13 protein-coding genes are annotated in these 18,486 nt (G+C 72.8%); 6 read left to right on the top strand and 7 right to left on the bottom strand.

From position 1 onward, the window contains the following. Positions 1–6: 6 nt before the first annotated feature. Positions 7–768: an ATP-binding cassette domain-containing protein gene (locus tag P2Q00_RS36995; protein ID WP_275778449.1), complete on the top strand. Its 762-nt coding sequence runs from the start codon at positions 7–9 to the stop codon at positions 766–768. On the opposite strand, the gene P2Q00_RS36990 is transcribed toward P2Q00_RS36995, so the two are convergent. Further along, positions 752–2,005, bottom strand: a complete 1,254-nt coding sequence (locus tag P2Q00_RS36990; RefSeq protein WP_275778447.1) for a DUF4365 domain-containing protein — start codon at positions 2,003–2,005, stop codon at positions 752–754. The genes P2Q00_RS36995 and P2Q00_RS36990 overlap by 17 nt on opposite strands. 165 nt (positions 2,006–2,170) lie before the next feature. Continuing rightward, positions 2,171–3,211, bottom strand: a complete 1,041-nt coding sequence (locus P2Q00_RS36985) for a medium chain dehydrogenase/reductase family protein (RefSeq protein WP_275778445.1) — start codon at positions 3,209–3,211, stop codon at positions 2,171–2,173. A gap of 115 nt (positions 3,212–3,326) precedes the next feature. Between P2Q00_RS36985 and P2Q00_RS36980 the strand changes: the two genes are divergently transcribed. The 5 genes from P2Q00_RS36980 (at position 3,327) to P2Q00_RS36960 (ending at position 9,620) form a co-directional block, all read left to right on the top strand. Continuing rightward, entirely contained in the window at positions 3,327–3,983 is a 657-nt protein-coding gene (locus tag P2Q00_RS36980) for a TetR/AcrR family transcriptional regulator (protein WP_275778557.1), read from the top strand. A gap of 193 nt (positions 3,984–4,176) precedes the next feature. Continuing rightward, a complete protein-coding gene (locus tag P2Q00_RS36975) occupies positions 4,177–5,214 on the top strand; it encodes an alpha/beta fold hydrolase (RefSeq protein ID WP_275778444.1) in 1,038 nt (345 codons plus the stop codon). A gap of 73 nt (positions 5,215–5,287) precedes the next feature. Beyond that, entirely contained in the window at positions 5,288–5,482 is a 195-nt protein-coding gene (locus tag P2Q00_RS36970) for a hypothetical protein (protein ID WP_275778442.1), read from the top strand. A 60-nt stretch (positions 5,483–5,542) separates the two neighbouring features. Continuing rightward, entirely contained in the window at positions 5,543–6,112 is a 570-nt protein-coding gene (locus tag P2Q00_RS36965; RefSeq protein ID WP_275778440.1) for a CGNR zinc finger domain-containing protein, read from the top strand. 85 nt (positions 6,113–6,197) lie between these two features. Continuing rightward, entirely contained in the window at positions 6,198–9,620 is a 3,423-nt protein-coding gene (locus tag P2Q00_RS36960; RefSeq protein WP_275778555.1) for an ATP-binding protein, read from the top strand. Positions 9,621–9,629: 9 nt separating this feature from the next. On the opposite strand, the gene P2Q00_RS36955 is transcribed toward P2Q00_RS36960, so the two are convergent. From P2Q00_RS36955 to P2Q00_RS36935, 5 genes are all read right to left on the bottom strand, one after another. Next, complete coding sequence (locus P2Q00_RS36955) at positions 9,630–10,298, bottom strand: hypothetical protein (protein WP_275778438.1); 669 nt, start codon at positions 10,296–10,298, stop codon at positions 9,630–9,632. Further along, positions 10,295–12,097 (bottom strand): serine/threonine-protein kinase, encoded by a 1,803-nt coding sequence (locus P2Q00_RS36950; RefSeq protein ID WP_275778437.1) that lies wholly within the window; start codon positions 12,095–12,097, stop codon positions 10,295–10,297. The genes P2Q00_RS36955 and P2Q00_RS36950 overlap by 4 nt, the downstream gene beginning before the upstream one ends. Before the next feature lie 181 nt (positions 12,098–12,278). Beyond that, on the bottom strand, positions 12,279–15,731 hold the full coding sequence (locus P2Q00_RS36945) for an ATP-binding protein (protein ID WP_275778436.1): 3,453 nt from the start codon (positions 15,729–15,731) through the stop codon (positions 12,279–12,281). A gap of 145 nt (positions 15,732–15,876) precedes the next feature. Next, complete coding sequence (locus P2Q00_RS36940; RefSeq protein WP_275778435.1) at positions 15,877–16,710, bottom strand: MBL fold metallo-hydrolase; 834 nt, start codon at positions 16,708–16,710, stop codon at positions 15,877–15,879. 190 nt (positions 16,711–16,900) lie between these two features. Continuing rightward, positions 16,901–18,373 carry an MFS transporter gene (locus tag P2Q00_RS36935; protein ID WP_275778433.1) on the bottom strand — a complete coding sequence of 491 codons (1,473 nt, stop codon included), beginning with the start codon at positions 18,371–18,373 and terminating at the stop codon, positions 16,901–16,903. Positions 18,374–18,486: the final 113 nt, after the last annotated feature.

Here is an 18,486-nt window from a genome sequence, read left to right as displayed (position 1 = left end):
GTTCGCTTGACCGGTCCGCCCCTGCTCGCGGTACGCGGAATCTCCAAGCGGTTCGGCGCCGTCCAGGCGCTCAAGGACGTGGACCTGGAGGTCCGCGCGGGTGAGGTCGTGGCTCTCGTGGGTGACAACGGAGCCGGCAAGTCCACCCTCATCAGGGTCATCGCCGGTGTCGACCCCGCAGACAAGGGCGTCATCGAGTGGGAGGGCCGGGCCGTCCAGATCAGGACCCCCCGGATCGCCCAGCGGCTGGGCATCGCGACCGTGTACCAGAACCTGGCGTTGTGCGACGACCTCGATGTCGCCGAGAACCTCTTCCTTGGCCGGGAGCGGCGGTGCCCCGGCCTCCGGGGCCGGCTGTTCCGGCTGATCGACTACGGCGGCATGCGCAGGGAGGCCCGCGGCCAGCTCGACGAAATGGGCATCCGGGTCCCCGACGTGCGTGCCCCGGTCGCCTCCCTCTCCGGAGGCCAGCGGCAGACCGTCGCGATCTGCCGCGCCCTCCTCGGCCGCCCGAAGGCCGTCCTCCTGGACGAGCCCACCGCCGCACTCGGCATCCGGCAGGCCGGCCACATCCTGGACGTCGTCGACGAGCTCCGCGAGCGGGGCATCGGAGTGATCCTCATCAGCCACAACCTGGGAGATGTCAAGGCCGTCGCGGACGAGGCGGCCGTGCTTCGGCTCGGCAGCAACAACGGTTTCTTCCATGTGCCGACGACCTCGCAGGAGCAGATCTTTTCTGCTGTTGTGGGGGCTACGGGGAGTCCCTGAGCTCGCTTGCCGGCTTCCCGGCCGTCCTCCCGGATGTTGTGGGCTCGGGGATGCGCCAGACGATGCGGACCTGCTCGTGCAGAGGGAGTGAGGGGGCGCCGATATAGATGCGGTGGATGAAATAGAGAATGGCGAGCTGGAAGGCCGCCGGTTCGATGTCGTCCGCCGTTGTCACCGTTGCCCGGCTCAGCCGGTTCACCTGACGGACGACGCGTGGGTCGGCTTCGAGGGGGCCGAGCTCCGCGATGATCTCCGGTTCGAGCTCGGCCTCCTCGCGCATGGCCAGGATCGAGCGCCGCAGCAGGTCGGGCTCGGCCTCGACCCGGTCGACGATACGGGCGATGACGTAGTCGTGGAGCACGTCCGCCGCGATGTTGGCGTGCTCCACCGGCTCCTCGCCGGTGCAGCTCGGACACCCCTCGCACTCGGCGGCTTCGACGAGGTCGTCCTCCGGTCCTTCGTCGGCCTCCTGAGTGGAAATGAAGCACGAGGCCACCCACATGATCTCGGACCGGCTCAGCTCCAGATCCTCGGCGGTCGACAGATCGGGGTCGCCCCATTGCCCCCCGGGACCGCTGCCACTTCCGTCCTCCGGCGGTGGAATCTCGGAGCGCATCAGGGACTCCAGACTGACGAGATACCGTTCCCAGCCGTGCGCGCTGAGCAGCAGCGTCGCCAGTGCGTCCCCCGGGCTCTTCCAGAAGATGAGGTCTTCGTCGTAGCCGTTGACGAAGTGCAGAACGTGGTCCGCCGGATCGAAATCGACTCCGGACATCTCGCCCAGGTGGGTCAGGACGGCCTGTCGGCCTCGGTAGCGGCCGACGTATCGGCGCGCCTGGGCGACGAAGGACGCCATGGTCCTTTCGTCCAGCACCGCGTTGGGGCTGACGCCGATGAAGCGCGGCGGATTCAGCGGACCGGACCGGCGTAGCTGTTGGGTGGCGTTCGCCCAGTGCAGTTGTCCGGTGTCAGGGTCGTACACCACGCAGTAGACGGGTATGTTCCCGTTCGCCCAGGTGTCGCCGTGCTGGTCGACACGGACCGCGTAGCCGTTGCCCCGGCGTCGGCTGTTGCCGCCCTTGACCTGGACCTTGATCGTGTCGCTCGTGACATGCCCGTCGTCGGTGAAGGTGACGTAGAAGTCCTCGCCGAAGTCGTTCTGCCCGGAGATCTCTTCAACGATGTGGTCGTGCTCTTCCAGCAGGGTGCGCAGCGCATTCAGGGCGGCTTGCCCCACGCGCCGCCCTTTCGAGATCTTCGGCATACCGTCCCCCCGGAGGTTCCTCGACGGCCCCGGCAGATCCGGGACGGTGCCGTCCTTCGTCACCCTGCCAGATGCCTCTGACACCCGGCCCCGGAGAACGGCGGGGCGAGGGCTCACTTGCCCCGCATCCGTGCGGCGTCACGGGTTCAGTACGACCTTCCCGGCGACCGTGCCCGACTCGGCCAGCCGTAGGGCGTCGGCCGCGCGGTCCAGGGGGAGCTGGGCCGCGATCCGCGGGGTCACGTCGCCGCGTTGGAGGGCGGTGAAGACCTGGGTGAGGTCGATGCGGAGCCGGGTCCGGAAGCGGGTCTTGGAGAGGGCGCGTCCGGCCCAGACGTTGAAGAAGTAGGCGCGGCGGCGGTTGGGCAGGGCGTTCCACAGCCACACCCGGGCGAGCAGCTTCAGGACCGGCCACTGCTTGGAGCCCTCGTCGTCCCGGGTGGACGCGCTGCCGTAGGAGACGAGGGTGCCGCCGGGTGCGAGCAGTCGCCAGGAGTCGACGATGCCCTTTCCGCCGACGTGGTCGAAGACGGCGTCCACGCCACCGGGGGCGAGCTCGCGGACCCGGGCGGCGACATCTCCGCCCCGGTAGTCGACGGGGACGACCCCCTGTTCCCGCAGGGCGTCGTGGTGGCGGGCGGATGCCGTGCCGATCACCTTCACGCCGGCGGCGCGGGCCAGCTGGACGAGGACCGTGCCGACACCGCCGTTCGCGCCGTGCACGAGGATCGTCCGGCCCGCGCGGATCCGCGCCTTGCGGTGCAGCATCTGCCAGGCGGTGATGCCGTTGACCACCAGGGTCTCCGCCTCCGCCGCGCCGACCCCGTCGGGCACCGCCACCACGTCCGCCGCGTCGACCAGCACATGGGTGGCCCAGCCGCCCGTCTTCACCAGCGCCGCCACCCGTACACCGGTCAGCCCCGGCTCGACCCCGGCACCGGTCGAGTGCACCCGGCCCACCAGGTCGTAGCCGGGCACGAACGGGAACGGCGGCTGGTCGTAGTACCGCCCCCGGCGCATCTGCTGCTCGGCGAACGACACCCCGGTGGCCTCCATCCGGATCACGACCTGACCGCGACCGGGCACGGGAATGGCCCCGTGCCGGATCTGCAGCCCCTCCGGCTCGACCTTGCCCGGCAGGACGATCTCGACGAGTTCTTGGGTGTCTTCGGTGTTCATGACTACCTCCGTGTCGGTGTGGTGGTGCGCTGGTTAGCGGCTTTCGTGTTCGTTAGAAGTTGTAACCGCTCCCGACTGTGACTGTCAATAGCGATGGTGATAACCTCTAACGGTGATGGAAGCAGAGGATGCGAAGACCCCCCGCGAGCGCTACCGCGCCCAGGTCCGTGCGGAGGTCAAGGAACATGCGTGGGAGCAGATCGCCACGGCGGGGGCGTCCGGGCTCTCCCTCAACGCGATCGCCAAGAAGATGGGTATGAGCGGGCCGGCGCTGTACCGCTACTTCGCCGGCCGCGACGAACTGATCACGGAGCTGATCAGGGACGCGTATCGAAGCGCCGCAGACGCCATGAGTGCTTCCGCGCAGCGGTCCGGGGGGCCCGACGTATCCGCCCTCGCGCACGCCCTGCGCGCCTGGGCCCTTGCCGACCCCCACCGCTACTTCCTCGTCTACGGCACCCCTGTTCCCGGCTACCACGCCCCCGACGACGTCACCGGGATTGCGTCCGAGATCATGGCGACCCTGCTGGACGCCTGCGCCGCGCTGCCCCGGTCCAGCGCCCCCGGGACCCCGTTCGACGAGCACCTTGCGTCCCATCGCGACTGGGCGGACGGCCACCCCGCCCCACCCGCCGCCCTGCACCGCGCCCTGGCCTTCTGGACCCGCCTGCACGGCCTGCTGTCACTCGAACTCGCGGGCCACTTCACCGGCATGGGCTTCGACCCGGCACTCCTCTTCGAAGCCGAACTGGACGATCTTCTGTCCCGCTGAACCCGTTCGCAAGAAAGGCCCGAGCCTCTGGCTCGGGCCTTTTTCGTCACCTGTTCAGGCTGTGACGCAACACCTTGGTACCCAGTGTGCAACCCGTGGGGAGAATGTTCGTCACCTGCTTGACTGGTTACTCCACCCGTGCCACAGTCAGTCATCGCACAGGCCGGTACACCTGACCGCACGGAGGATCCGCATGATCGACAGGCGTGGTTTCGGCAAGGCCCTCGGGATGGGCGCGGGCGCGGCCGCCGTATCGCTGACCGGGCTGCCGGGTGGGCAGACCGCGTACGCCGCCGGGAGCGCCTCCGCGACACCGGCCGTGCACACTGCATTTCCGCGCCTGAAGCAGATCAGGGCCGGCCTGCTGGACGTTGGCTACGCCGAGCTCGGCCCCGCCCGCGGTCCCGCGGTCATCTGCCTGCACGGCTGGCCGTACGACATCCACAGCTATGTCGACGTGGCCCCGCTGCTGGCCGAGGCGGGCTACCGGGTGATCGTCCCGTACCTGCGCGGCCACGGCACGACGCGCTTCCTCTCCGAGAGGACGTTCCGCAATGCCCAGCAGTCGGTCATCGCCCTCGACATCATCGCCCTGATGGACGCCCTGAAGATCGAGAAGGCGGTGCTGGCCGGCTTCGACTGGGGCTCACGCACCGCGGACATCATCGCCGCGCTCCGGCCCGAGCGCTGCAAGGCCCTGGTCTCGGTGAGCGGCTATCTCATCACCAACCGCAAGGCCAACCTCGACCCGATCGCACCGCAGGCCGAGCACACCTGGTGGTACCAGTACTACTTCGCCACCGAGCGGGGCCGGCTCGCCATGGAGAAGCCGGACCTGCGCCACGACCTGACCAGGTTCGTCTGGGACACCGTCTCCCCGACGTGGGACTTCGACGACGCCACGTTCGAGCGCACCGCGGCGGCCTTCGACAACCCCGACTACGCGGCGATCGTCATCCACAACTACCGCTGGCGGCTGAGCCTCGCCGACGGCGAGCGCCGCTACGACGGCATCGAGGAGCGGCTTGCCGCGCGGCCGTTCATCGCGGTGCCCACCATCACCCTCGACCCCGAGCGGGATCCCTTCACCGCGCCGGGCAACGGCACCTCGTACCGGGACAGGTTCACGGGCGAGTACGAGCACCGCACCCTCGCGGGGATCGGCCACAACGTGCCGCAGGAGGCACCCGCCGCCTTCGCCCAGGCCGTCATCGACGTGGACCGTTTCTGATCCCGGTCATCACTCCGGTCACCTTCTCGACCGGTGACCCTCTGCTCGTCTGTAGACCGAAAGGAATACGACCATGGAAGACCAGCACACCACTGAAGGTGCCGCGGCGGCCCGTCGGGCGCGGTTCGGCAAGTTGCCCGAGCGTATCCGCTACGAGGAAATGACCGAGGAAAAGGCGGTTGTTCCTCACGACCCTACGCGGTACGCCTACGACCCCGAACGATCGTGGACGTCCTTCTCCTGCCTCGCCGTCGACCTGGGCCTCTGACCGGAGGCCTCGGGGTGACACACCTTGCCCGGCGTGACAGTCACCTGCCAGGATGGTGATGTGAACCTCGACAGTGCCATCCATGTATTCGTCTGCGGAAACCCGGCGCTCGACTTCGCCGCCACGCTCCGAGCCCGCCGCACGGTCCGCTTCGAGATGTTCGCGAGGCCGGACAGGCTCAGCGCATGGTACGTGGAGTCCGGTGTCGTGGACGCGGTCTCGCCCGCTCAGGAAGCCGACGTCGAGCAGGCGAAGACCGTACGAGAAGCCATCTACCAGCTGGTCACCGCGCGTCGGCTCGGAGAGGACTACGACGGATCGGCGCTGACCGTCGTCAACAACGCCGCGCGCAGGCCGCCGGCGGTGCCGCAGCTCACTCCGGCGGGGCGATGGACACAGGCGACGCCGGAAGAAGCCCTCTCCATGGTGGCGCGCCATGCCGTCGAGCTGCTGAGCGGGCCGGACGTGCCCCTGCTCAAGGAGTGCGGCAACCCGGAGTGCACCCGCACCTACATCGACCGCTCGCGCGGTATGCGCCGGCAGTGGTGCGGGATGGAGTCCTGCGGCAACAAGATCAAGGCAGCCGCGTACCGGGCCCGCAGGAAGACCGCGCCCGCGGCGGCCCACTGACCGTTACCGCGCACTTGATCTCGACCCCAGGGTCTTGTGGACGGCATTGGCGAATTGATGTTCTGGTTTGATGCGCTGTGTGTCGATGCACGAACTGCGCATGACGGTGCTCGGCGGGGTCGGAGCCGCGTTCCGGGACCGCCCGCTGGAGCTGGGCGGGCGGCGGCAGCGGGCCGTTCTCGCCCTGCTGATCGTCGCCCGGGGCTCGGTGGTCACCCGGGACCGGCTGGTCGAAGGGGTCTGGGGCGGCAGGCCGCCGCTGCGTGCCGCCGCCTCGCTGCAGGCGCATGTCTCCCATCTGCGGCGCTGTCTGGAGCCGGAGCGGGAGGCCAGGGCGCGCGGGGGCGTCATCGTCAGCGAGCAGGCGGGGTACGCGCTGCGGCTGCCGGACGACGCGGTGGACGCCTGGCGGTTCGAGGAGGCGCTGCGGTCCGCCGCCGTGCACACCGACCAGGGCAGGCCGTCGGAGGCCGTGTCCGTCCTGGAGTCCGGGCTCGCGCTGTGGCGGGGCCCGGCCTACGCGGAGTACGCCGACGAGCCCTGGGCCCACCAGGAGTCGGCCCGCCTCGCCGAACTGCGCGAGCTGGCCCGCGAACGGCTGCTCGCCGCCCGCCTCGCCCGGGGCGAGGACGCCGTACTCGTGCCGGAACTCGAATCCCTGGTCGCCCAGGATCCTCTCCGCGAAGAACGCTGGCGGCTCTTCGCCCTCGCCCTCTACCGCGCGCACCGCCAGGCCGACGCCCTCGATGCGCTCCGCCGCGCGAGGCAGCTGCTGCCCGCCGGATCCGGAACCCCGGGGGCCGCCCTGCGCGACCTGGAGGCGGGGATCCTGGCCCAGTCGCCCGACCTCGACGCTCCTGCCCGCCGGGTGCCGGACACCGCCTCCGAGTCCGCCGTGCCCGTAGTCGGCCCGGCGGGACCGCTGCCATCCCCCGCCCCCCGGACCGACGTCCTCGTGGACCGCGCCCTCCAGATCGCCGAGCTGCACGACAGCCTGCGCTCGGCCCTGGACGGCAGACCCCATGTGGTGCTCATCGAGGGTCCGGCCGGCATCGGCAAGAGCCGTCTGCTCGGCGAGGTGTCCGGGGCGGCGGCCGGGCAAGGGGTGCTGACCCTGACCGCGCGGGGCAGTCAGCGGGAGAAGGACTACGGCTATGGGGCCGTACGCCAGTTGTTCGAGCGGGTGGTGGGTGACAGCGAGGAATCGCTGCTCGGCGGGGCCGCCGTCGCGGCGGGGGCCGTCTTCGGATCGGTGCGGGGGCCCCAGCCGCAGAGTTTCGCCGTACTGAACGGGCTGTACGAGCTGACGCGGAAGCTGGTGCGGGCGGCGGGACCGCTGGTGCTGGCCGTGGACGACCTGCAGTGGTGCGACAGCGGCTCGGTGCGGTTCCTGGCGTATCTGGCGGGCCGGCTGGAGGGGCTGCCGGTGCTCATCGCCGCCACGCTGCGGACGGGGGAGCCCCAGCAGGGCGAGGAGTTGCCCGGGACGTTGACGACGGACCCCTCGGTGGTGCGGATCAGGCCGACGCCGCTGACGGCGGCCGGGGTCGCCGGTCTCGTACGGCAGACGCTCGGCGAGGAGCCGGACGAAGAGTTCACCGCGGCCTGCCATCGCGCCACGGCCGGAAACCCGCTGCTGCTGCGGCAGTTGCTGCGAGCCCTGCACTCGCGCGGGACCCGGCCCGACGCCGCGCACAGCGGGGAGGTCGCGGAGACCGGGGCGCGGGCGGTGTCCGGGCTCGTGCTCGGCCGTATCGCGCGGCTGCCCGAGGGGGCGCGGGCCGCGGCGCAGGCCGTGGCCGTGCTGGGGGACGGGGCGGCGACGCTCGCCGAGGTGGCGGCGCTCATGGAGCGGCCCGAGGCGGAGGCGGCGCAGGCGATCGTGCCGCTCGTACAGGCCGAGATCCTGTGCGAGGGCCACCCGTACGCCTTTGTGCACCCCCTCGTCGGGGAGGCCATCTACCGCGAACTGCCGCCCGGGGAACGGCAGTTGCACCACGAGCGGGCGGCCGGTGCGCTGTCCGCCGCCGACGCGCCGCCCGAGCGGACGGCGGCCCAGCTGCTGCTCGCCCCGCACCGGGGCGATGCGGCAGTCGTGGACGTCCTCTGCGCGGCGGCGCGGGAGGCCGCGGGCCGGGGCGCCCCCGACGCCGCCGCCACGTACCTCACCCGCGCGCTCGACGAACCGCCCGCTGCCGAACTCCGCCCCGAGGTGCTGCTCGGACTCGGGCGCGCCGAGACGCTCGGCAACGGTCCGGCCGCCGTGGAGCATCTGCGCCAGGCGTACGACACCCTCGCCGACCCGGGCCGCAGGGCCGCGGCCGCACTGCTGCTCGCCCGGATCCTGGTCTTCGCCGGCGGCCACGGTCAGGCGACCGAGTTCGCCCGCCGGGCGGCGGCGGAACTGCCCGCCGAGCTGAGCGACGAACGGCAGGGGCTGCTGGCGCTGGAGCGCATCAGCGGGTTCATGCACGGCCTGGACCAGAAGCTGTGGCGCACGGTCGAGGACCCGGTCGTCGAGGGCGAAGGGCCCGGCGCCCGGATGCTCGCCGCCAACCTCTCCCGGGAGGCGGCGTCGGACGGCAGCGACCGGGACCGGGCGGTCGAGCTGGCCCGTTTCGCCGTCGCCGATGGTGTCCTCCAGGCGGCCGGGGAGGAGATGCTCTGGTACACCGCCGGCATCGTGCTGCATCTCGCCGACGAGGAGGTGGGCGAGCTCTGGGACGCCGCGGTGGCCCGCGCCGTGGAACGCGGTTCGCTCTTCTCCGTCCTCGCCACGCATCTGTGGCGCGGCTTCACCCAGTGGAACCACGGGGCTCTGGACGCGGCTCGGCGCTCGCTGGAGACGGCGGTCGGCCAGTCGGAGATCTGGGGCCTCGCACCGGGCGCCCCGCAGGGCCGCACCTTCCTGACCGCCGTCCTGCTGGACCTGGGCGACACCGCCGGAGCACGGGCCTGCCTGGAGCGGATGCGCGGCTGGATCCGGGGCGCGGAGGGGCAGCGACTTCTCGGCGAGAGCGAGGCCCGGGTGCTGAACGCGGAGGGGCGCTACGAGGAGGCACTCGCCGCCCTCGACGACGTACGGCACCTCCAGCCCGCCGTGGCCAACCCGGCGTGGTGGCCGTGGCCGCTGCTGCGGGTGCAGGCGCTCGCGGGCGCGGGGCGGCGGACCGAGGCGCTGACCCTGGCGGAGGAGCAGCTGAAGGTCGCCCGGGGCTGGGGAGCGCCCAGCACGCTGGGGCGGGTGCTGCGGATCGCCGGAGAGCTGCGCGGGCCCGAGGGCGAGCCCGAACTGCGCGAGGCCGTCGCCCTGTTGGCGCCCGGTCCGGCACGCCTGGAGTACGCCCGTGCGCTGTACGCGCTCGCCGGGCAAGCGCCTCAGGGGGAGGCCGCCGCCCTGCTGAGCCGGGGGCAGGCCATCGCGCGGGAGTGCGGGGCGGCGGGTCTCGTGGCCGCGATGGCCGCCATGGCCGCCATATCCGCCGTAGACGAGGAACGGGGCATGTGAAACCGGTGGTCAGGAGCAGGCGTAGGTGAAGCTGGTCGAGGCCGTCACCGGGTCCGGCGACAGCACTTCGAGGGTGGCGGTGGCCTTCATCGTGCCGTGGCCGTCGAAGCTCCAGCGCAGCACGACCTCGGAGCGCTCGACGTTCCTGCCGACCTTCTGGTGGAGGACTTCGGAGGCCGTGCCGTCGCTGCGCTTCCAGCGGTAGTCGACGGTGCCGGGATGGCCGTCGGTCTTCAGGACGCCGGTGACGAGGACCGTCTTCGCACAGCGGCCGACCTCGGGCGTGCTGACCGTGGCGTCCAGCACATGCAGGGGATCGGAGGCCGAGCAGGAGCGCAGGCCCACGATGACGGCCACGACGACTGCGACCACCACCAGCAGCGACGGCAGTTCGCGCCGCCACCTGGGCCGAGGGCGGCGGGTGGTCACCGCGGAGGACCCCTCCGGGGTGACCGTGCCCCGCCAGATCCCCGTCGCGCGGTCGTCGGCCGTGCCCGACCCACCCGGCACCCCGGGCCCGAAACGGGTCTCCGCCTCGGCCGCCTCCGAAGGCGGGAGGTGCAGGGTCGCGGCCGGATCCGCCGGTGGGAGGGTGGCGGCGAGATCGGGGTCGTCGGCGCGGGCCGCCGGATCGGTGCGGGCGAACCGCAGCCGGGGGTCCTCGGAAGGTGTGCTCATCGGGGCGGGTCGCAATCGACGGGTGCGGCGGTGGACTGGAAGGAGCCGTTGCCCGAGTCGGCGGCCGGGTCGGTGGTGACCTTGACGCCGAGGTAGTCGTAGCGCGTCGGGATGGCGAAGGAGTGCGTGTAGCGGTTCGAGATCTGCGTCTTCCCCTTGGGCAGCGCCACCGAGTCGGTTGCCACGACGGTCCCGACCGCGCCGGCCGAGTCGCTGACGAACCAGCTGAGGTAGAGCGTGCCGTCGGCCGCGCCGTCGGTCGTCACGCTGACGGAGGCCACGATCGTGCAGGCGGCCGACATCGGGCCGACCGCGTTGATCTGCACGGACTTCACGTCGAGGGTGGGCGCGGGTGGGGACGTGGTGCCGCCGCCCGTCGTCGTACCGCCGCCGCTCGTCGTGGCCGTACCGCCGCCGGAGGTGCTGCCACCGGTGGTTCCCGTGCCGCCGCCCGTGCTGCTCGAACCGCCGCCCGTCGTGGTCGTACCTCCCGCGCCGGACGATCCGCCGCCCGTGCCGCCCGCCCCGCCGGACGTGGACCCGCCGGATGTTCCGTCCGCGCCGGGCGAGGCGCTGTCGTTCCCGGACGCCGACGCGGAGGGCGACCCGGTTCCCGAGGGCGACGAGGAGACGTCCGAGGCCGAGGGGGTCCCGTCGGGGGAGTCGGCCGACCCGCTCGCACCTGTCCCGTCGGTGGATCCGTCCGCCGCCGGACCGGATCCGGCCGCGTTCGTCCTGCGGTGCCCGGCACCCGCGCCCGTGGCGACCGCCGTCACCGCGACCCCGCCCACCACCAGCACGACCCCCGCCGCCAGTCCGGCGAGGATCTTCCCCCTCCGGCCCGGGAGCCGCCGGGCGCCCTGTCCGAGGGTGGTCGTGGCCAGGGCCGTCGTACCCGAGGCCGTACCGTCCGCCAGCGGGAAGAAGAGGAGGAACAGGGCGGCGAGCGCGGCGAGTTCGCGTCGGCCGCGCTCCTCCCACTCCTCGCCGTACGCGGCCGTGGCGACGGCTTCGAGCTCCTCGACGAAGGCCGCCGCGTTCTCCGGGCGCTCCTCGGGCGTCTTGGCCAGGCCCCTGCGGATCAGCGGGCGCACCGGCTCGGGAGCCAGTCCGTCCGGGATCGGCGCCTCGATGTGCTGGATCGCCAGCTCGGCCAGCGTCTGGCCCGCGTAGGGCTTCATTCCGGTCAGGCACTCGAAGAAGGTCGCCGTCGCCGCGTACACATCGGTCGCCGGTCCGGCCTCGCCGCCGGTCCACTGCTCGGGCGCCATGTAGATCGGGGTGCCCGAGGCATTGGCGGCCGCCCCGCTCGGCACGGCGATGCCGAAGTCCACGAGCTTGGAGGAACCGTCGGCGGCGACCAGGACGTTGTCCGGCTTGTAGTCGCGGTGCACGACCCCCGCCGCATGGGCGGCCGCGAGGCCGAGCAGTGAGCCCTTGAGGACGACGAGCGCGGCCTCGGGGGTCGTGGCGCCGTGCTCAAGCAGCAGCTTGCGCAGCGGTACGCCGTCCACGAGCTCCATGACGATGGCCGCGCCGCGCGGGCTCTCCACGTACTCGTACAGCTCCACGACATGGGGAGAGCGGAGCTCGCCCAGCAGCCGGGCCTCGGCGCGGAAGACCTCGCGGAAGGCGGGGTCGTCACGGAGCTTCTCGGCCAGGTACTTGATCGCCACGTGGGTGCCGGTCGTGTCGTGCGTGGCCAGGACCACCCGGCCGCTCGCCCCGGAGCCCAGCTCCTTGATCTGCGTGTAGCCGGGGAGCGCCCACTGGTCCCCGTCGCGCATTGCTTCGTTCATGTGCTTCGCCCCCCGACCCGTCCCCCGGGCCGCCCCCGTTCGTTCTGCGTGGTGTGTCTGACGCGTGGTGCGCCTGATTCGGTTGCGGCTTGGATGATGCGCCACCGGTCTTGCGAACCGCTTGCAAGCCGATCGCAAGTCGGCCGCCGGATTCTCGTCCCGACGGGCCGTCGGACGCCGGTCACACTGGGGGGAATCGGCGTCCGGCGGCGTCGTGTGCGGTATCCCCGCAGGTCAAGGCGGCCAGGGATTGCTGGGCGCGGGCCTGCTCAAGGCGGGCCGGGCCGTCGGCCAGCAGGGCCAGCGCCTCCCGGAGTTCGGGGCCGCCGTCGGGCCCGCGTGCCTCGCCGAGCAGCCGCAGCACCCGGCCGACGGTGCCGGGCGCGCCCCATCTGCGAGCCATCAGCAGCTGTTCCCGTGCCAGCCGCTCGGCCCGCGCCCGCTCACCCAGCCCGGTCAGCGCCCGCACCCGCAGCAGTTCCCCGTCCCACCACACGGGGTTCACCACGGCAGGCTGCAGATGCCGTACGCCGTCGAGCACGGCCAGCGCCTGCGCGCACCGGCCCTCGGCGATCAGCACCCGCGCCTCGCTCTCCGCGCGCAGCCGCGCCCCCTCGGCGCCCCCGGACCGCGCCCTCAGCCGCTCCATCCGCTCCAGACAGGCACGCGCGCCGGCGATGTCCCCGAGGTCCAGCAGCACCCCCGTCAGGAACGCGCGGCACTGCGGTGCACCGGGCGTGACCCCCCACGCGCCGAACTGTTCCAGCGCGGTTTCGAGCGACCGACGGGCCTGCTGCAGCTCGCCGTGCCGCCACTGCGTGAACCCGTTCCAGAGGTGCGCCGAGAGCGTGCCGATCAGCGACCCCCGCTGCCCGGCGTACGTCAGCGTCTCGTCCCACAGCAGCCTGACGTCGTCGTCGGCCAGGTGCAGCACGAGGCCCGCCGTGCACCACGAGAGCACCTTTCCGCTGCGCAGCAGCACCCGGTCAGTGAGCGCGAACCGGGCCGAAGCGACGGCCGCTGCCCGGTCCAGCCCCCACACGGTGGCGTCCCGCGCCGCCTCGGCGGCGAGCATGCGGGCGCCGGGCCCGTCCCCGACGGGAGCCGGCGCCGGGACGTCCGGGCCGCTGGTGCCCACGGTGTACAGCCCGTGCGCGAAGGCGCCGAGCCGCGCCAGGGCCAGCAGCCCCTGCCGCTCGTCGGCCGAATCGGCCGTCGCGGCTTCCCCGGTGGGCAGCTCCGCCGCCGCCCGGGCCGCGAACTCGGCCGCCTCGCCGGGCCTGCCGGTGTAGATCAGCGTCTGCGCGAGCAGGCGTGCGGCGCCGGCTCCGAGGGGCGACGTCTCGTACGCCTCCCGCAGGTGACGGGCCGCGGCGGGCCCGTCGACGAGTGCTTCGGCCCGCCCGAGTTCGAGCAGCACCTCGGGCCGGACGTCCGGTGCGGGCGGTTCGAGCAGCGCGCGGGTGAGCAGGGTGGCGGCCGCGTCGTTCGCGCCGCGGGCGGTGGCGCGGGCCGCGGCGGTGCGCAGGACGCCGACCACCCAGGAGTCGCTCCGGTAGGGGACCAGGAGCAGATGCGCGGCGGTCCGCTCCTCGGCCGCACCGGCCCGGTCGAGGAGCCTCGCCGCCCTTTCGTGCAGGGCCGGACGCTCCCGCGGCGACACCGTCCGCAGCACGGCCTCGCCGGCCAGGGGATGGACGAAGGCCAAGGGGTACTGGTCACGGACCACCTCTGCCCGTACGAGGGCCGCCGTCGCCGTGGCCACGTCCTGCTCGGACAGTTCCGTGAAGGCGGCGACCGTCGGCAGCGAGGCCCCGCCCTCGCCGCTGCCGCCGTCGAGAACCGCGACCGCCCGTACGACGGCCGTGGCGGCGGACGGCAGCCGGTCCAGCACGCTGAGCACGAGGTCGGAGACGGCACGGACGCCCGATTCCGCAACGGCGCGCGGATCGGTCCCCGAGGTTTCCAGCGCCCCGAGTACGTGTGTCAGCAGGAGCGGCAGCCCGGCCGACACCCGGTGACAGGCACGGTCGACCTCCTCGTCCACCGTGGCGCCGAACAACCGGCGTACCACCTGGGCGACACCCGCCGCGCTCAACGGCGCGGGCCGGATGTGGACCACCGTCGGGTCCTGCACGATGTCGGCCAGCACCTGCTCGTTCTCGCGCCGGGCAGGGGGCTCCCCGGCGCGCAGTGCGGTGACGACGAGGACCGGCAGCGCCTGGACACGCGGCAGCAGATGGGCCAGGAAACGCAGGGACGCCGTGTCGCACGACTGGAGGTCGTCCACGAGGAGGAGCAGGGGCCGCCGCCGTGCGGGGTGGTCGTCGGTGACCAGGCGCTCGACGATCCGGTAGAGCCCGTGCAGGACGTCGAAGCCGTCGGGTCCGTCGGCGGCCGCCCCCTCGAACACCGGCACGGCGGCGGCCGACAGCGTGTCGTCCTCGTGCCCGGCGGCCACCGCGCCGAGCAACCGGCGTACGACGTCGTGGGGTTCGTACGGCCGGATGCCCGGGGCGGCTTCCGCCTCCGCAAGAGCATCGAGGGCCTCCGGACGACCGTCACCGACGTCCAGCACCCGTACGCCCCACTCCCTGCCCAGCCGCCCCGCCTCCGCCAGCAGTGCGCTCCGGCCGATCCCGGCGGGGCCCTGCACACACACCAGCCCGCCCCGGCCCGCGACCGCGTCCGACAGACAGTGCCGTAGCTCAGCCAACTCCTTTTCCCGCTCGACGAGTTGACCGAATACGGCGGCGGGTACGGACGCAGGCGCGGAAGTGGGCGGAGCGGCCGGCCGGGGTGCGGCGAGACGCGGTGCATGGGACAGGACCTCGGCCTCGATGCCGCGCAGGGCGGGGCCGGGGTCGATGCCCAGCCGGTCGGCGAGGGTGCGGCGGGCGCGGCGGAGTACGGAGAGGGCGTCGGCCTGGCCATGGGCGCGGTAGTGGGCCAGGGCCAGCAGGGACCAGCGCTCCTCGCGCAGGGGTTGTTCGGCGACGAGGGCCTCGGCCTCGGCGAGCAGCCCCTCGGTGTGCTGCCCGCACTCCAGGCGGGCGGCCAGCAGCTGTTCCCGTACCACCTCACGCAGTTCGCCCAGGCGCGCCGCCTCCGTCCGTGCCCACGGCTCGTCCGCGAACCCGGCGAAGGCCCGGCCTCGCCAGAGGGCGAGCGCCTCGGTGAGCAGGGCCACCCGCTCCGCCGGCGGTGGCGGCACGGCCTGCCCGCACTGCTTGAGCAGCGCCTCGAACCGCCGGGCGTCGACCTCGTCCGCGGCGAGACGGATCGCGTAACCGGCGCCTTCCCGCACGATGACACTGCTGCGGGCACCGGCCGTCCGGGCCGGTTCCAGGACCCGCCGCAGCCGCGAGACATACGCCTGCAGAGCACCGACCGCGCTCGGCGGCGGCTCCTCGCCCCACACGACGTCGATCAGCCGGTCGCCGGTGACCACGGCGCCCCGGGCCAGCACCAGCAGCGCGAACACCGCACGCGGCCGGGGCCCGCCGAGGCTCAGGGCCCGCCCGTCGTACGTCACGGCCAACTCACCGAGGACACCGACCCGGAGCCCGGCAGCCGGGCGGAGGCCCGGCCCCGGGGCGTCCCGTCTCGCCCCCTCCCCGTCGGCGTGCTCCATAGGTCACGTCCCCACTCACTGTCGGCCGTCCGACCGATTGGACCATGTCGGAGAGTCGGCGGACATGCCCTGTTCGCATCGGTTCGGCCGGGTGCACGCGGACTGTGCCGGCGCAGGGCCGTACCGCTCAGCGCTCCGAGCAGAGTCACAGCGGATGCCAGGCCGCCCGCTGCCCGTGCGACCGCACCCGGCCGAAGACCACGTCCGCGAAGTGGATGCCGAAGCCGAGGGTGTCCGGGCGCAGGAGTTCGGCGATCAGACAGCGGCGGTGGCGCTCCGACCGGGCGGGGTCGGCGTCGGCGTCGGCGATCGCGGACCACTCGGGGTGCCGTATCTGGAGGGGGGAGAGCAGGGCGTCGCCGAAGGCGAGCAGGCGGGTGCCGTGGGAGGCGATGACGAAGCCGGTGTGACCGGCGGTGTGGCCGGGCAGGGCCACGGCGTGGACGCCGGGGAAGACCTCGTCACCGGCGAGTACCAGCCGGGTGCGGGGTTCGAGGGCCGCCACCGCCGGGTCGCGGTCGTCCCATTCGGCCTTGGGGACGACAAAGGTGGCCCGGGTGAACAGGGGCGGGTCGACGCAGGCCCAGCCGATGTGGTCGGCGTGGAGGTGGGTGAAGGCCACCGTCTCGATGTCCTTGGGCGAGCGCCCCAGCAGGGCCAGATTGCCGGGCAGCGAGCCGCCGTGCACCGCGCCCCGGTCGGGGTGGGCGGGGTCCTCCGGTACCGCGCGCGGGCCGAACCCGGCGTCGATGAGCAGAGCCCGGGTGCCGTGCTCGACGAGCAGGCCGCCGGTGTTGGCGACGAGCCGGCGGGTGTCGTTGAGGTGGGCGCTGTAACTGCTCCAGTGGCGGTCGACGGCCGCGGGCAGACGGCCGGCCGGCTTCAGCAGCATCGCCCCGTCGGGCACATAGCTGACCTTCATCTCGCCCACGCGCACGGTACGTACGGCGGAAGGCCTGCGCAGTCGGCTGTCGTTCACGGATGGTCTCCTCGCAGGCGGCGAAGGCGCCCGGAGCGGCTCGGATACGGGGACGGCGCGGACGGTTGATGTGCCGTCGGTCGTCTGCGGCGCCGCCGTGGCTGGTCGCGCCCACGCGGCGGAGCCGCATATCAAGCACAGCCCCGCGCCCCTTAGGGCGCGGTACCGCACCGGAATTCGGCAAGGCCGCCTAGGCCGTGGTCCGCTTGCGCAGTACGGCGCCCACGAGCAGGGCACCGGCGAGGGCGACGACACCGGCCGTGACCATGCCCGCGTGCAGCCCGCCCAGGATGTCGGCGCGGGACGGGGTGGCGCCCGACGAGAGGGCGCCCGTGCGGGCCGCGGCGATCGCGCTCAGCCCCGAGACACCGATCGCGGCCACGTACTGCGGCAGCTGCGACAGACCGCCGACGACGCCCTGGTCCTCCTCGGTGACGCCCGTGGTCATCACGGTGATGAAGGAGACGACGCTGAAGACGTGGCCGAGTCCCATCACGGAGGAGGTGACGAGCAGCGCGGCCAGGTTCACGTCCTGCGGCAGGGCGAACATCGCGACCGTGCCGACGCCCTGGATGAGCAGACCCGCGGCCAGCACCTTCACCCCGCCGAACCGGCCGAGCAGCTTCGCGACGTACATGCCGCCGATGGTCGCGGCCGCGCCCTCGCCGAGGTAGCTCAGCCCTGCCTGAAGGGCGGTGAAGCCCAGCACGTCCTGCATGTACAGGCTCAGCAGCACCGTCGTACCGGCGCACATGCCGAAGGTGATGACACCGAACAGCCCCGACCACTTCACGGACGGCCGGTTCAGCACCGACAGCGGCACCAGCGGCTCCGGGTGGCTCCGCTCGACCAGCAGGAACGCGGCCAGCAGCACCAGACCGCCGACGATCGGGCCGAGCGCCGCGGGACGGGTCCAGCCCTGGTCACCGCCGGTGGAGATGCCGTAGACCAGGCCGAACAGGCCGAGCGTGGCCAGGATCGCGCCCGGGATGTCCATCCGGCGGGCGGCACCGGACTCGTGGATCGCCGGCAGGGCCAGCGCCCCGGCCAGCGCCAGCGCACCCATCACGCACAGCGCGACCATGGTCCAGCGCCAGCTGAAGCCGTTGGTGATGACACCGCCGCCGAGCGCGCCGAGCACAAAGCCCAGCGACATCACGGCGCCGTTCAGGCCCAGGGCGCGGGCGCGCTTGGGGCCCTCCTGGAAGTAGCCGGTCATCAGGGCGATGGCGGACGGGGCGATCATCGCGGCGGCGGTGCCCTGGCCGATGCGGGTGGCGATCAGCACGCCGGGGCTGTTCGCGAGGGCGGCGCCGAGCGAGAACAGGGTGAAGACGGCGACGCCGAGGGTGAACAGCCGCTTGCGGCCGATCAGGTCGGCGACCCGGGCGAACAGGGGCAGCAGGCTCGCCGACGGCAGCAGGCTGGCGGTGGCCACCCACTGCAGGGTGCCGGCCGAGGAGAAGCCGAGAGCGGTGCCGATGTCGGGCAGGGCGACGGTGACGATGGAGAAGTCCAGGCCGCACATGAAGGTGGCGCAGCACAGGGTGATCAGCACCAGCCACTCGCGTGTCCCGAAGACGGTGCTGTCGGCGACGGGCCCGGGTGGTGCGACGGCCTCGTGCGTGGGGTTGGTGGGCGGTGAGGATTCGGTGACGGCCATGAGCGGTCCTTCCTGATGATCTCGCTGGCATGTCCAGCTTCGAATCGGGGGACCTGCGCAACAAGGACGATCTGTGCAACGATCGATTCGCTGGGCTCATCGTTCGAGGTCGC

The organism is Streptomyces coacervatus (assembly GCF_029223485.1).
Classification (GTDB): Bacteria; Actinomycetota; Actinomycetes; order Streptomycetales; family Streptomycetaceae; genus Streptomyces; species Streptomyces coacervatus.
The sequence above is the reverse complement of the archived record's forward strand: the minus strand, read 5'-3'. Positions and strand labels throughout refer to the sequence as shown.

What these genes read in the sequence shown, in the direction of transcription:
- P2Q00_RS36985 (WP_275778445.1), bottom strand. Translation starts at nt 3,211, where the DNA reads ATGAACACCGAAGACACCCAAGAACTCGTCGAGATCGTCCTGCCGGGC.
- P2Q00_RS36980 (WP_275778557.1), top strand. Translation starts at nt 3,327, where the DNA reads ATGGAAGCAGAGGATGCGAAGACCCCCCGCGAGCGCTACCGCGCCCAG.
- P2Q00_RS36975 (WP_275778444.1), top strand. Translation starts at nt 4,177, where the DNA reads ATGATCGACAGGCGTGGTTTCGGCAAGGCCCTCGGGATGGGCGCGGGC.
- P2Q00_RS36970 (WP_275778442.1), top strand. Translation starts at nt 5,288, where the DNA reads ATGGAAGACCAGCACACCACTGAAGGTGCCGCGGCGGCCCGTCGGGCG.
- P2Q00_RS36960 (WP_275778555.1), top strand. Translation starts at nt 6,198, where the DNA reads ATGCACGAACTGCGCATGACGGTGCTCGGCGGGGTCGGAGCCGCGTTC.
- P2Q00_RS36955 (WP_275778438.1), bottom strand. Translation starts at nt 10,298, where the DNA reads ATGAGCACACCTTCCGAGGACCCCCGGCTGCGGTTCGCCCGCACCGAT.
- P2Q00_RS36950 (WP_275778437.1), bottom strand. Translation starts at nt 12,097, where the DNA reads ATGAACGAAGCAATGCGCGACGGGGACCAGTGGGCGCTCCCCGGCTAC.
- P2Q00_RS36945 (WP_275778436.1), bottom strand. Translation starts at nt 15,731, where the DNA reads ATGGAGCACGCCGACGGGGAGGGGGCGAGACGGGACGCCCCGGGGCCG.
- P2Q00_RS36935 (WP_275778433.1), bottom strand. Translation starts at nt 18,373, where the DNA reads ATGGCCGTCACCGAATCCTCACCGCCCACCAACCCCACGCACGAGGCC.